The following is a 13,866-nucleotide window of genomic DNA, read 5'->3' on the forward strand; positions in this document are numbered from 1 at the left end:
CGGGCGCCGTGTCGGAAAGTACCGCGTCCGCGCGCGTCAGTGCCTGTGCCCGTGTTCCTCGTGGGCGGGCTCGGCGGGCTCATGGGCATGTCCGTGCTCGCCATGGGCCAGGCGGCTGACGCCCATCACCAGCAGGAGGCCCACGGCGAGCCAGGCGATCTGCAAGGCGGTCTCGCGCGCGCTCAGGCGCTTCTGCAGCTGCGGGATCAGGTCGGCCAGCGCCACGTAGACGAAGCTGCTGGAAGCCAGCACCAGGAAGTAAGGCAGCAGGCCATGGAGCTGGTCGACGAGCCACCAACCGGCCAGGCCGCCCATCGCAGTCATGGTGCCGGCGAGCGACACCTTGACCAACGCGGCCCGTGCATTGGGCGAGCTCTGGCGCAGCACGATCAGGTCGCCGATGTGGTGCGGTACTTCGTGCGCCAGCACCGCGAGCGCCGCCACGAGGCCCAGGCGCAAGTCGGCGACAAAGGCCGAGGCGATCAGGATGCCGTCGCCGAAGCAATGCACGCTGTCGCCGGTGAGCACCGCCCAGCCGCCGCCCTTGTGCGGGTGGTCGTGGCCGTGCGAATGCGCGCGTCCGGGCCCATGGTCGTGGTGCTCCTCCTCGCCTTGATGGTGCTCGTGACCGTGGTGCCAGAGTTCGGCCTTGTCGAGCAGGAAGAACATCACCAGCCCGCCGAGCAGCACACCGAACAGCAGGCCCGGTTCGATACGGCTTTCGAAGGCCTCGGGCAGCAGGTGCATGAAGGCAGTGGCCAGCAGCGCGCCGGCCGCCAGGCTCAGCAGGTGCTGCGGACCGACACCGCCGCCGCCGCGCACGCCCACGCGCAACAGCAGCGCGGCGATCCAGACACTTCCGATGCCGGCGACAAGGGTGGCGGCAATGATGGCGAACAGGTTCATGATGGATTCACGAGAAAAAACAAAGCCGCCCATCGGACGGCTTCGGCAAAAAGCAGCGCTCGCCATGGCCGCCGGGAGCCGGTGGCCAGAGCTGCTTTCATCTTATCAACCGTGTCAAGGGGGAGGATGCCCACGGACGCGGGACCGCGCCGGCGCAAAAGCCGCCCTGCAGGCGATCAGGTGTGAATCCGCTCTGAAGCCCCGTCATAGGCCCGCAGTGCGAGCGCCGAGGCCAGGACCCGTGCCGGATCGACCAGCCGCAGCCCGGCGACGGCGGCCGAGCCTTGCAGGCCCAGCGGGATCTCGGTGCAGCCCATGACGATGGCCACCGGGCCATGCCGGCCCGCCAGTTGCAGCGCGACCCGGCTGAAGCAACGCTCCGCCAAGCGCATGTCGCCGGCTTTCACGCCCTCGTAGATGCCGCGCATCAGCAGCCTGCGTTCCTCGGCCAGGGGCAGGTGGCAGGCCAGGCCCGCAGCGGCGAGCGCCTGCTCGTAGAGCCCCACGCGATAGGTGCCCTCGGTCGCCATCAGCGCCGTGCCGCGCACGCCCTCGGCCGCGAGTTGCGCCGAGACCTCGCGCGCCACATGCAATACCTCGATCTGCGGGAAGCGCTCCTGCAGCGTGGCGTGCCATGCATGGGCCGTGTTGCAGGCGATGGCCACGGCGCGGCTGCCCAGGGCGGCCAGCCGTCCGAGCGCCTGCAGCATGGGCTCCAGCGGCTGGTGGGCGCCGAGCGCATTCGATCCGAGCGCGCCGCTGCGGTCGGGCACCGGCACCTGCGCCAGCCAGTGCTCGGGAAAAGCCTGGTCGCGCACCGGCTCGCCGCGAGCGCGCATGAGCCGGGCACATGCTTCGACGAAGAGGCGCACGAAGTCGGCACCTGCCGCCGGCCCCATGCCGCCCAGAATGCCGACAGTCTGCGACTTCAGCATCGCGCCCTCCCTGCCTCGATCAACGCTTGCGCTCAGGTCGCTGGCTTGTCAGTGGGCGACATGATGTTCTCGCGCAGCTGCGGGCTCATCGGCAGGTTCAGCGGCACGTTCTTGGGTGGGATCGGCTGGAGGAACCACTTGGTGTACATCTTCTCGAACTCGCCGCTCTTCATCAGGCCGATGAAAGTGTCGTCCACCAGCTTCTTGAAAGCGGTGTCGTCCTTGGCCAGCATGCAGGCATAGGGCTCGACCTGCAGCGCCTCGCCCACCACCTCGAACTCGGCCGGGTTCTTCGCATTGGCCATCAGGCCGTACAGCAGGATGTCGTCCATCGCGAAAGCCACGGCGCGGCCGCCCTCGACCAGCAGGAAGGCGTCGGCGTGGTCCTTGGCGAGCACGATGTCCATGTCGAGGTTTTTCTCGGCGTTGTACTTGCGCATGACAAGCGCGTTGGTGGTGCCGGTGGTGCTGGTGACCGTCTTCTTCGCGAGGTCGGCGTAGCCCTTGATGTTGGAGGACTTCTTCGCCAGCAGGCGCGTGCCTGTGTAGAAATGGTTGACGGCGAAGCTCACGTCCTTGGCGCGTGCGCTGTTGTTGGTGGTGGAACCGCATTCCAGGTCGACGGTGCCGTTGCTCAGCAAAGGAATTCGGTTCTGCGAGGTCACGGCCATCATGGCCACCTCGAGATTGGGCTTGTTGAGCTTCTTCTTGACTGCTTCGACCACCGCATTGGAGAGCTCGACCGAGAAGCCGATCGGCTTGCCCCCGTCGAGGTAGCTGAAGGGCACCGAGGACTCGCGGTAGGCGAGCGTGATCTTGCCGGAGGCGGCGATCTTGGCCAGGGTGTCGGCAGCCTGCGCGCCCGTTGCGGCAGCGGCGAACGCCACGGCAGCCATCAATACGGAAATCTTCATGCGAGCCCTTTCGATCGGAATGGAATGTGTTGCCGAGTGTAGGAACGATTCACGCGGCGGTCACAATTCCTTTTGCGCCCACGCCCATGACCAAATGTTATGGCCAGCGCCTGGCGCCTGAAGGCATGAGCTTTGGCTATGGGCTGCGGCGCTTTCGGCATTTCACGCATGCGCGGCCGACGCCTACAGTCGAGTATTCCAACAAAGCGACAGGAAGAAGGCGTCATGCATGTGGGTGTGCTGGGTGCAGGCATCGTGGGCCTGGCCACGGCGTGGCAGTTGAGCCAGCGGGGCGTCCAGGTCAGCGTGGTCGACCGCGCGGCGCCCGGGTCCGGCGCGAGCGGCGGCAATGGCGCGCAGCTGAGCTATTCCTACGTGCAGCCGCTGGCCGACGCCTCCATCTGGAAGCAGCTGCCCAAGCTGCTGTTATCGCCCTCCTCCCCGCTGAAGCTGCGGCCCCAGCTCGATCCGCTGCAATGGCGCTGGGGCCTGGCATTTCTCGCGGCCTGCAACGCGCGCACCTCGCGCGAGACCACGGCCCGGTTGCTGGCGCTCGCGGCCGAGAGCCGTGCCGCCTTCGAAGCCATGCTGTCCGGGCTCGAACCCGACTGCGATTTCTCCAGCACCGGCAAGCTGGTCCTGTATGGAAGTGCCGCCTCGCTGGACGGCGCCCGCCGCCAACTCGAGCTCCAGCGCACGATGGGCAGCGAGCAGCGCCTGGTCACGCCCGACGAATGCATCGCGATCGAGCCGGCGCTCAAGGCCTACCGCACGCAGATGGCCGGCGCCATTCACACGCCCAGCGAATGCGCCGCCGACTGCCTCAAGCTCTGCATCGCGCTGGAGCGGGCGTTGCGCGCGAGCGGCGTTCGTTTCCTGCTCGACTGCGAGGTGCAGCGCTTCGACCTGCGCGATGGCCGCGTGGCAGCGGTGCAGACCAGCGCGGGCGACGTGGAGGCCGACGCCTTCGTCATGGCCCTGGGCACCGCTTCGCACCGGCTGGGTCGCCAGCTCGGCGCCTACCTGCCGGTCTATCCGCTCAAGGGCTACAGCATCACCGTCGATGTCGACGGGGCGCCCGATGCCGCCCCGCAGGTCAGCGTGACCGACAGCACGCGCAAGGTGGTGTTCGCGCGCATCGGCTCGCGCCTGCGGGTGGCGGGGATGGCCGAGCTGGTGGGGCACGATGCCAGCATCCCGGCCACGCGCATCGAGACGCTGGCGGCGGCGACGCGCGCCGTGTTCCCGCAGGCCAGCCGCATGGAGGCGCTCCACCCCTGGACCGGCATGCGCCCGGCCACGCCGACAGGCGTGCCCATCATCGGGCGCATTGCCGGCGCGCCGTCGAACATGGTGTTCAACACCGGCCACGGCGCGCTGGGCTTCACGCTGGCTTTCGGATCGGCGCAGCGCGTGGCGCGGCAGCTGACGGCCTAGGCCCTATGCCATTTCCTCGATCGCCTCGCGCATGCATCGCGTGATGCCGCGCACCGCCACCGAATCGGGCCGCTCGGCAAAGCGCAAGGCACGGATAGGCACCGGAATGCGCGGCTCGAGCGCCAGCACATCCACCTTCTCGCGATCGGCAGATCCGGCGGTGCAGCCGTCGACCAGGGCCACGCCGAGCCCGTGGTGCGCCATGGCCAGCGCGGCATGGTAGGTCTGCACCGTGACCACGGCCTGCTGGAAGCCCACCCCGGCCTGCCGGCACGCCTGGCTCAGGCTGGTGCCCACGGGGTCGCGGCTGTCGAGCCCCACCACCGGCAGCTTGACGAGGTCGTGCAGCGCCGCCGAGCCGTTACGTACCAGTGCGCGCGGCAACATCCCCTTGGGCGCGATGCAGACCATGCGGCTGTCGGCCAGCGCCTCCTGCGTGAGCGAGGGGTGCACCGCGGGACTGAAGGCGAAGCCCACGTCGGCCTCCTGCCGCAGCAGCGCCGACATGATCTGCGGCGAGTGCAGGGCCTCCACGGTGACGGCGATGCCCGGATGCTTCTGCCGGAATGACTTGAGCGCGCGCGGCAGCACTTCATAGCTCAGCGCCAGCACCGTGAGGATGCGCAGCTCGCCCGCATCGCTGCCCGTGCGCAGGTGGGCCGCCAGCCGCTGCACCTCGTCGAGTTGCGCGAACAGGCGTTCGATGTGCGGATAGAGCGCCTGCGCCTCGGTCGTGGGGGTGAGCCGCCCCTTGGCGCGCTGGAACAGCGGGAAGCCCAGCTGGAGCTCCGCATGCTGCAGCGTGCGGCTGACGGCCGGCTGCGTGATGTTGATGAGCCTGGCCGCCGCGCTCACGCTGCCGGTGAGCATGATGGCGTTGAAGACCTCGATGTGGCGCAGGCGCATCGAGCTATCTACCTGGCGGCGACCTTGCCGCGCGAGATGTCCATCACCATCCGCGCAGCCAGGTAGAGCCGCGGCTCGATGGAGTCGACCAACACGTACTCGGCATCGGCCGAATGCGCGCCGAAGCCCTGCAAGCCGAAGCGCTCCACCACCGGCGCCTTGGTCTGCAGCGCGGCAAACGCCGCATCGGTGCCGCCACCGGCCACCTTGTCGTCCGCGCCCAGGCTACGGCCCAGTTCCTTGTAGACCGCCTGCGCATGCGTGGCCAGCGCGCGCGAAGCGTCGGTGGCCTCCAGCGGCGGGCGGCGGCGCTCGAACTTCATCTCGACCTTGGCCTCGGGAACCAGCTGCTTCTTCACCCGTTCCTGCACCTGCTTCTCGATGCGGTCGTAGTCGCTGACCTTGAGCACGCGCACGTCGGCTGCGGCGCTGGCCGATGCAGGGATGACGTTGCGATTGGTGCCCGACTTCGAGATCGTCCAGTTCATCTTGAGCCCGGTCGCCGGATCGGACAGGTCGCGCATCTGCAGGATCTGGTGCGAGAGCTCGTACAGCGCATTCACACCCAGCTCGGGCGCCGAGCCCGCATGCGAGGCCTTGCCCGTGACGTTGAGCGACACCGACGCGATGCCAGCGGTGGCCAGCGAAAGCTTGTCTTCCTTGACCGAAGCGCCCTCGTACGACATCACCACGTCGTGCTCCGCGCCGAGCCGGCTGATGAGCGCGCGCGAACCGGGCGAGCTGATTTCCTCGTCGCCGTTGATCAGCACCGTGAGCGTGCCGTATTCCTTGAAGTCCAGCGCCTTCAGCAGCGCCACCGCGTGCAGGATGACGGCCACGCCCTGCTTGTCGTCGGCGATGCCCAGGCCGTAGGCCTTGTCACCCTCGATGCGGAAGGGCTGCTTGTTCAGCATGCCGATCTGATAGACCGTGTCCATGTGGGCGATCAGCATGATCTTCTTGCTGCCGGTGCCCTTGAAGGTGGCGCGCACCGCCTTGCCGATCTTCTCCGGCGTGTCCTCCATGCGGTAGGCCTCGGCCGTGGGGTCGACCAGCTCGACCTGGCCGCCCATCGCCTCGAGGCGCTCGGCGATCAGGTTGGCGATCTTGTCCAGGCCTTCGAGGTCTCGGCTGCCCGATTCGATGGAGACCAGCTGCTTCAGGGTTTCGAGCAGGGCAGGCTTTTCCTTGGCGGCCAGCGCGGCGATGCGCTCGTCGGGTGCGGCCGAGGCGATGCCCAGCCAGGCGGCGCAGACGACGCCAAGCGCGAGGGTGCGGAGGGAATGCGGGAGCTTCATCCTGTGGTCTTTCCTTGGGTCTCGTCTTCTTTTCAGTGGGCCTTGTCCCAGTTCGGGCCAAAGCCGATCTCGGCCAGGAGCGGAACCTTGAGCTCCGCCACGCCGGCCATGAGTCGCGGGATCTCGCTGCGGACCCAGTCGACTTCATCCTCTGGCACCTCGAACACCAGTTCGTCGTGCACCTGCATGATCATCTTCGTGCGGCGCTGCTCGGCGTCGAGCACGTCCTGCACCTTGACCATGCTGAGCTTGATCAGGTCGGCCGCCGTGCCCTGCATCGGCGCGTTGATGGCGGCGCGCTCGGCCCCGCCGCGGCGAGGGCCGTTGGGCGAGTTGATCTCGGGCAGGTAGAGGCGCCGGCCGAACACCGTTTCCACATAGCCCCGCTGCTTGGCCAGCGCCTTGGTCTCGTCCATGTAGATCTTCACGCCCGGGTAGCGTGCGAAATAGCGGTCGATGTAGGAGGCCGCGGCCTTGGTCTCGATGCCGAGGTTGCGCGCCAGGCCGAAGCTGCTCATGCCGTAGATCAGCCCGAAGTTGATGACCTTAGCGTAGCGGCGCTGCTCGCTCGACACCTGGTCCACCGCCACGCCGAAGACCTCGGCCGCGGTCGCGCGGTGCACGTCGATGCCCTCGGTGAACGCGCGCAGCAGCGACGCGTCGCCGCTGATGTGGGCCATGATGCGCAGCTCGATCTGCGAGTAGTCGGAACTCGCGATCACGCTGCCCGCCGGCGCCACGAAGGCCTCGCGCACGCGCCGGCCTTCGGGGGTGCGGATCGGGATGTTCTGGAGGTTGGGGTCGTTGCTGGACAGCCGCCCCGTCACCGCTACCGCCTGCGCGTAGTGCGTGTGCACGCGGCCCGAGCGCGGATGCGCCAGCTGGCCCAGCTTGTCGGTGTAGGTGCCCTTGAGCTTGGACAGGCCGCGGTGTTCGAGGATCTTGGCCGGCAGCGGGAAGTCCTCGGCCAGCTTCTCCAGCACCTCCTCGTCGGTGCTCGGCGCGCCGCTGGGCGTCTTCTTGACCACCGGCAGCCCCAGCTTGGTGAAGAAGACCTCGCCGATCTGCTTCGGCGAGCCCAGGTTGAAGGGCTGGCCCGCGAGCTCGTAGGCTTCCTGCTCCAGCGCCATGATGCGCTTGCCCAGCTCGTTGCTCTGGGCCGCCAGCGTGGGCGCGTCGATCAGCACGCCGTTGCGCTCGATGCGGTAGAGGGTTTCGCTGGAGGCCATTTCCAGCTCGTAGACGAAGCGCAGCTTGTCGTCGGCCTGCAGCTTGGGCCAGAGCGCGAGGTGCACGTCCAGCGTCTGGTCGGAGTCCTCGCAGGCGTACTCGGCCGCCTTGTCGATCGACACCTGGCTGAACGGGATCTGGTGCGCGCCCTTGCCGCACAGGTCCTCGTAGTCGATGCCGCTGCGGCCCAGGTGGCGCTCGGCCAGGCTGGCCAGGCCGTGCGGCTTGTGCACTTCGAGCACGTAGCTCTGCAGCATGGTGTCGTGCGCGTAGCCCTGCACCTCGATGCCGTGGTTGGCGAACACATGGCGGTCGTACTTGACGTGCTGGCCCAGCTTCTTCTTCGTGCCGTCCTCCAGCCAGGGCTTGAGCCTGGCGAGCACCTCGCCCCGCGGCAGCTGCGCCGGCGCGTCGCCATAGTTGTGCGCCAGCGGGACGTAGGCCGCCTCGCCGGGCTTGACGCTGAAGCTGATGCCCACGATCTCGGCGTGGATCTCGTCAAGCGAAGTGGTCTCGGTGTCCAGCGCGACCAGCTCGGCGGCCTCGATCTTCGCCAGCCAGGTGTCGAAGAGCGCCCAGTCGAGGACCGTGTCGTAGGCCACGTTGGTGGCCTTGGCGCCGGCGTCGGCGGCCGGCTCCTCGAGCAGGCCGGTGCCACCCTCGGGACCGCGCTTCGCCTTGTTCTCCCGGATGAGCTCGGGCGGTACTTCATGCGCCTCCAGCGTCTTCACCAGGCTCTTGAATCCGTACTTCTCGTAGAAGCTCTTCAACGCGTCGACCTGGTGCGGGCCGATGGCAATGCCATCGAGCGCGGGCAGCCCGGGCACATGGCCGTCGAGTTCGCAATCGGTACGGATGGTCACCAGACGCTTGCCCTGCGGCAACCAGTCGAGGGCCTTGCGCAGGTTCTCGCCGGCCTGGCCCTTGACCTCGCCGGCGCGGGCGATGAGCGCATCGAGCGAGCCGTACTCCAGCAGCCACTTGGCAGCCGTCTTCGGGCCCACCTTCTCTACCCCGGGCACGTTGTCGACGCTGTCGCCCACCAGCGTCTGGTAGTCGACCATCAGGCGGGGCGGCACGCCGAACTCGGCCGTGACGCCGTCCACGTCGCGTCTCTTCCCGCTCATGGTGTCGATGATGGTGACGTGCTCGTCGACCAGCTGGCTCAGGTCCTTGTCGCCGCTGGAGACGATCACCTCGACGCCCTGGTTCGCCGCTGTGCGTGCCAGGGTGCCGATCACGTCGTCGGCCTCGATGTCGGGCACGCACAGCACCGGCCAGCCCAGGAGCTTGACGACTTCGTGAATGGGCTCCACCTGGCTGCGCAGGTCGTCGGGCATCGCGGAGCGGTTGGCCTTGTACTGGGGATACCACGCGTCCCTGAAGGTCTTGCCAGGCGCGTCGAAGACGCAGGCGGCGTAGTCGGCCCGGACCTCGCGGCGCAGCACCTGCAGCATGTTGATCATGCCGCGGATGGCGCCGGTCGCCGGGCTGCCGGGATCGCCCGGCACTGCGCGCAGATCGGGCATCGCATGGAAGGCGCGGTACAGGTAGCTCGAACCATCCACGAGCAGCAATGTTTTCTTGTCGGTCATCGGAGCATTTTGCCGCGCCGCGTCCGGGCACCCGCACGACGGCGAACGTCGTTGCCGGCTGACAGCGGCCCATGGGGCCGCCGCCTACAATCACCCCATGCCCTCACCTCATCTTCTGCTTGCCCGCGGCGCCCTGCTCGCCGCGCTGGCCGGCGCCGCCCCGCTGGCCGCCGTTCATGCCCAGAGCGCGCCGCCGCCCGCCGAGGCCCAGGCCACGCCCGAGTCGCCGCGCCGCAACCAGAAGATAGAGCACATCCACGTCGAAGATTCTGGTGCGCGCGTCGACGAGGTGCGCTACGGCGGCCAGACCCAGAGCATCACGGTCCAGCCCAAGGCGAACGTGCCCTCCTACGAGGTGCTGCCGAACCAGGGCGGGCGCGACCGGCAGGGCCGGTCAGAGGCCGGCGGCGGCAACGGCAACGGCGCGCGGGTCTGGAACGTGCTCAAGTTCTGAGCACGGGCGGCCGTGGCGGTCTTCACCGAAGTCGGGTTCGACGAAGCCGATGCGCTGGTCCAGCGTCTCGGCCTGGGCCCGCTGGCTGCACTGCGAGGCATCGAGGGCGGCATCGAAAACACCAACTACTTCGCCAGCACCGCGTCGGGCGAATTCGTCCTGACGCTGTTCGAGCGCCTGGGGCCGCATCAACTGCCCTACTACCTGTGCCTGATGAAGCACCTGGCCTCGCGCGGCATCCCGGTGCCCGAGCCGGTCGCCGACCCGGCGATTGAGCCGCTCGGCGGACATCCCCTCTCCGTCCCGGCCGATGCGCCCTGCGAGTTCCTGCACCGGGTCGCGGGCAAGCCGGCGGCGCTGGTGCAGCGGCTCGCGGGCAAGAGTGAGCTGGCCCCCACCCCCTTGCACTGCGCCGAGCTGGGCCGTCTTCTGGCGCGCATGCACAAGGCTGCGCGCGACTTCCCCCGCATCCAGCCCAACCTGCGCGGCCTGGCCTGGTGGAACGACACCGCGCCGGTGGTGCTGCCCCACCTCGAAGCACCGCAGGCCGCGCTGCTGAAGAGCGAGCTGGCCTACCAGAACCACATCGCCCAATCCTCGGCCTACGCGGCGCTGCCGCGCGGCCCGGTGCACGCCGACCTGTTCCGTGACAACACCATGTTCGCCGCCGACGGCGACACCCCACGCCTGACCGGCGTGTTCGACTTCTACTTCGCCGGCACCGACACCTGGCTGTTCGACCTGGCGGTGTGCCTCAACGACTGGGCGATCGACCTGCCCACCGGCCGGCACGACCCGGTGCGCGCCGACGCCCTGCTGGCCGCGTATGGCACCGTGCGGCCGCTGACCGGTGCCGAGCGAGCCCTGCTGCCCGCGATGCTGCGCGCCGCGGCCCTGCGCTTCTGGATCTCGCGGCTGTGGGACTTCCACCTGCCGCGCGAGGCGAGCATGCTCAAGGCCCATGATCCGACCCATTTCGAGCGCGTGCTGCGCGAACGCTCGCGGGCGCCGGCCGCACCCTTCTCTTCGTGCATCGCCCTCGGCGAGCCGCAGGCCGCCTGAGGCTTTTTCAGCCCCCGGCCTCTCCATCCATGAAACTGAACCTCGTGCCGGCACGCACCGGCGCCGAATGGGTCCGCCTCGGGCTCAAGACCTTCTGGCGGCAGCCGCTGGCCTTCATTTCGCTCTTCTTCCTGTTCATGGCGTCGATCTCGATCGCCTCGCAGCTGCCGCTGATCGGCAGCGTGCTGGCGCCCATCCTGCTGCCCTTCATGACGCTGGGGCTGATGGTCGCCACCTCGGTCGCCCATGCCAACGACCGGCAGAAGCCGGCAGCGCCGGCCATGTTCGCGGCCGCTGCCGGAGCGGTGCGCAGCGAGTGGCGGCCGATGATCGTGCTGGGCCTGATCTCGGCTGCCTACTTCGTCCTGGCAGTGGGCGTCTCGGCCCTGTTCGACGGCGGGCAGCTGGCAAGCGCCTACCTGCTCGACGAGACGCTCTCGCCCGAGGTCTTGGCCAGCAGCGACTTCCAGACCGCGCGCCTGTTCGTCATGGTGCTCAACCTGCCGCTGTCGCTGGCCATGTGGCATGCGCCGGCGCTGGTGCACTGGCATCACGTCGAACCCGTGAAGAGCCTGTTCTTCAGCCTGGTCGCGCTGTTCCGCAACTTCGGCGCCTATGCGATGTTCTGCCTCTCGTGGTTCGGCGTGTTCCTAGTCGCCGGCATCGCCATCGGCCTGGTGGCCACGGTGCTGGTCGGTGTCGGCGCCATCGGCATGGGCGGCGGTGCCTCGGCCATCGGCAGCGCGCTGATGATCGGCAGCGCGCTGGTGCTGGCGGCCATGTCGCTGAGCTCGACCTGGTTCACCTTCAGGGACAGCTTCCGGGCGGACTAGCTGCATCCACGGCGGCGGCCTGCCGCGCGAGCGCAAGGTCAACGCGCCGACGGAGTTGCTGCAAGCGTGCGTCGATCAGGACGGCTGGCCGGCCACCTGGCCCTCCAGCTCCTCGATCAGCAAGGCCACGAGGTCGTTGCACTGGGGGTGCTGATTGAAAACCATCGGGATGACCTCCAGGACCGCAAGTCGTTCATAGGGGTCGATGTCCACCCGCTTCCCGAAGATCCGGATCAGCTCCATGTGACCCGGCAACTCGCGCTCGCCATCGGGGGAATAGCGCCTGATCAACATCTGGCCCTGCTCATGCGGTGTGAGCCGAAGAAATGCAGAGCGCAGAATGTCCGCTGGAAAATGCTCCATGAAGCCAGGGCCCGCGAACTCTTCGACGTAGGGAACGGTCACCGAGCAGAACTGGCGCAAGAGATCTGCCAGGCAGTCCACGAGCCCCGGCGGCCAGTCCCCGGACGCGTTCGCACGTCGGCACAGGGCGCCGAGCAGGCGGATGTCGGCAAGGCTCCACAGGACATAGCGTTCGCCAAACGGGTCGTCGATCAGCAGAGCGGGCTCGTCGCTCACACCGTGGTAGCGCTGGAGTGCCGCGAGAAGGGCGTTCGCCACCGGCGCCGCCACTTCGATGACCTCGTCGGGATTCGCGATCAGCGCGAGCATGTCGTCCAGGTGCTCCCATTGGCAGTACAGCCACTCATAGGCCGGAGCTGGCCACGAACCCGGTCCGAGTATGAGCTCCTGGAGACGGCTGCGCACTTGCGCCTGGCTCTTCGGCAGGGGAAGCATGGACAACAAGCCCAGCAGGGTCTGCGCCTGCACAACCGTCGGGTACGCCGGCAGGCAATAGTTGACTTGGGCGACCAATCGCTCAAAGCCCTCTCTTTTCCCTGGGCCCAGAGTGCGGTGAGCCATGGTCAGGAACTGCAATGGCAGCGCCGACAGATCGATGTGCTGCGCGAAACACGGCGACATCTTCCGGCTCCGGCTCAGCAACTGGAACATCGCCCGATTGTGCAGGTCACGATAGGCACTCTGCATCGGCGCGCCCACACCACGTTCGCTCTGGATCGAGCCCAACAACAAGGCCCGCAGCACGAGATCGAGGCGGCGCTGCGTCACGCCCGGCGCGCTTGGCAACATCGAAGCGACCGTTTGTGCATCCAGATCCACAAGCTCCCGGACCAGATCGTGCATCTTGTCCTGGAGCGCGCCCGGGTGTCCAAAGGTTGATGAATTGCCGCTGTGGGCCACCATCTGTTTCCACGGATGATTGGCCAGCTTCGGACTGAAGCAAGCGAAGAATTCCTTGTCGACCAGTGCCAGTTTCACCAAGGCAGCGCGGGAATCGGAGTCCTCGTCCTCAGGAGGAAGATACTCAGGGCGCATCCAGTCGATGCCCTGGTCCCGGAGCACGTGCGCCATCACCCGCTGCAGCACATCGAAGGGCAGTTTCATGGGGGCGCCGTCCGTCGTCGCACCCAGCGCCTGGAGCGCATGGCGGTCAGAGCCCGTGTCGATCACGATGATCTCGTCCTCCTCGAGAGCAACGGGGGCGGATTCGATGGGCACAACCCGCGTGGTGCTCGGCACGGCAAACCCAAGCCCTGGGAGGGTTTGTTCGACGCCGGCAACGACTGCCTGGACGTGGTCGATCAAAGCGAGCCCGTGCTGGGGAAGCTGTCCTTGACGCTGCTGGTCATGCAAACATGCCAGAAGCGTCTGCATGGCAAGAGGCGACAGCCTGTGAACAGCGCCGCAAAGATTCGGCCACACAGCGAATGCCTGCTTCGCCGACGATGCAGTGTCCATGCAGAGCTTCACGCACTCGCCCAGCTCTCGAGGAGTCAGGTCCACCAGCAAGCCTGCGAGCCGATCTGACAAGCACGGCAGCAAGTCCGGACAGGCCTCGCAAAGACCCGGCGTCAGCGCTCCGACCCAGGCTTTGATGTCCTCCACCGTTTCAACGTCCGGCAGCAGGGTCAGCATCCAAGGGCCGGTTCGCTCTGGCCCGTTCAGCCCTCCTTCGTGAAAGGCGATGAGACGCGGGCTCACGGAAGGACTGCGCGACCGAGCATCATCAACCGCCGAGGAATCGGCAGGACTGTGCTCGACTTCCTCCCTCTGGACCTCTTCGGCTGACTCCGAGCGGCTGGTCGATCTGCTCGATACTCTGGAAGGAAATTTCATGGTTGGCGATTGCTCTTGGTGTGGGTTCAGAACTGGGAGGACATGCCGAAAGGCAACCGCCCTGGCATGCACATCCGACATCACACCTGAGTAACGC

11 protein-coding genes are annotated in these 13,866 nt (G+C 67.6%); 4 read left to right on the plus strand and 7 right to left on the minus strand.

Annotated elements, in window-relative coordinates:
• Positions 1 to 36: 36 nt before the first annotated feature.
• The 3 genes from APY03_RS09355 to APY03_RS09365 all read right to left on the minus strand — a co-directional run bounded on the left by APY03_RS09355 (position 37) and on the right by APY03_RS09365 (position 2,755).
• The gene (locus APY03_RS09355; RefSeq protein WP_068676222.1) at positions 37 to 906 is read right to left on the minus strand and encodes a ZIP family metal transporter; all 870 of its coding nucleotides are present in this window, start codon (positions 904 to 906) and stop codon (positions 37 to 39) included.
• Positions 907 to 1,082: 176 nt separating this feature from the next.
• Positions 1,083 to 1,841 (minus strand): aspartate/glutamate racemase family protein, encoded by a 759-nt coding sequence (locus APY03_RS09360; RefSeq protein WP_068676097.1) that lies wholly within the window; start codon positions 1,839 to 1,841, stop codon positions 1,083 to 1,085.
• 32 nt (positions 1,842 to 1,873) lie between these two features.
• The gene (locus APY03_RS09365) at positions 1,874 to 2,755 is read right to left on the minus strand and encodes a transporter substrate-binding domain-containing protein (protein ID WP_068676099.1); all 882 of its coding nucleotides are present in this window, start codon (positions 2,753 to 2,755) and stop codon (positions 1,874 to 1,876) included.
• A gap of 225 nt (positions 2,756 to 2,980) precedes the next feature.
• On the opposite strand from APY03_RS09365, the gene APY03_RS09370 reads away from it, so the two are divergent.
• On the plus strand, positions 2,981 to 4,192 hold the full coding sequence (locus APY03_RS09370) for a D-amino acid dehydrogenase (RefSeq protein ID WP_068676101.1): 1,212 nt from the start codon (positions 2,981 to 2,983) through the stop codon (positions 4,190 to 4,192).
• Positions 4,193 to 4,195: 3 nt separating this feature from the next.
• Here APY03_RS09370 and APY03_RS09375 read toward each other — a convergent pair whose 3' ends face one another.
• From APY03_RS09375 to polA, 3 genes are read right to left on the minus strand one after another with little or no spacing between them, the layout of a single operon-like run.
• On the minus strand, positions 4,196 to 5,098 hold the full coding sequence (locus APY03_RS09375) for a LysR family transcriptional regulator (protein ID WP_068676103.1): 903 nt from the start codon (positions 5,096 to 5,098) through the stop codon (positions 4,196 to 4,198).
• An 8-nt stretch (positions 5,099 to 5,106) separates the two neighbouring features.
• A complete protein-coding gene (locus tag APY03_RS09380) occupies positions 5,107 to 6,396 on the minus strand; it encodes a M20/M25/M40 family metallo-hydrolase (protein WP_068676105.1) in 1,290 nt (429 codons plus the stop codon).
• Between the two features lie 32 nt (positions 6,397 to 6,428).
• A complete protein-coding gene (polA, locus tag APY03_RS09385) occupies positions 6,429 to 9,221 on the minus strand; it encodes a DNA polymerase I (RefSeq protein WP_068676107.1) in 2,793 nt (930 codons plus the stop codon).
• Positions 9,222 to 9,318: 97 nt separating this feature from the next.
• On the opposite strand from polA, the gene APY03_RS09390 reads away from it, so the two are divergent.
• Genes APY03_RS09390 through APY03_RS09400 form a run of 3 tightly spaced genes read left to right on the plus strand, consistent with a single transcriptional unit; the run spans position 9,319 to position 11,570 of the window.
• Positions 9,319 to 9,675 carry a hypothetical protein gene (locus APY03_RS09390; RefSeq protein WP_068676109.1) on the plus strand — a complete coding sequence of 119 codons (357 nt, stop codon included), beginning with the start codon at positions 9,319 to 9,321 and terminating at the stop codon, positions 9,673 to 9,675.
• A gap of 12 nt (positions 9,676 to 9,687) precedes the next feature.
• Positions 9,688 to 10,737 carry a homoserine kinase gene (locus APY03_RS09395; RefSeq protein WP_068676110.1) on the plus strand — a complete coding sequence of 350 codons (1,050 nt, stop codon included), beginning with the start codon at positions 9,688 to 9,690 and terminating at the stop codon, positions 10,735 to 10,737.
• 29 nt (positions 10,738 to 10,766) lie between these two features.
• Positions 10,767 to 11,570 (plus strand): BPSS1780 family membrane protein, encoded by an 804-nt coding sequence (locus APY03_RS09400; RefSeq protein ID WP_068676112.1) that lies wholly within the window; start codon positions 10,767 to 10,769, stop codon positions 11,568 to 11,570.
• Positions 11,571 to 11,645: 75 nt separating this feature from the next.
• Here APY03_RS09400 and APY03_RS09405 read toward each other — a convergent pair whose 3' ends face one another.
• Entirely contained in the window at positions 11,646 to 13,769 is a 2,124-nt protein-coding gene (locus tag APY03_RS09405) for a hypothetical protein (RefSeq protein WP_232324209.1), read from the minus strand.
• Between the last annotated feature and the right edge of the window lie 97 nt (positions 13,770 to 13,866).

Origin of the sequence: Variovorax sp. WDL1 (assembly GCF_001541225.1) — a bacterium.
In the GTDB taxonomy this organism is placed as follows: Bacteria; Pseudomonadota; Gammaproteobacteria; order Burkholderiales; family Burkholderiaceae_C; genus Variovorax.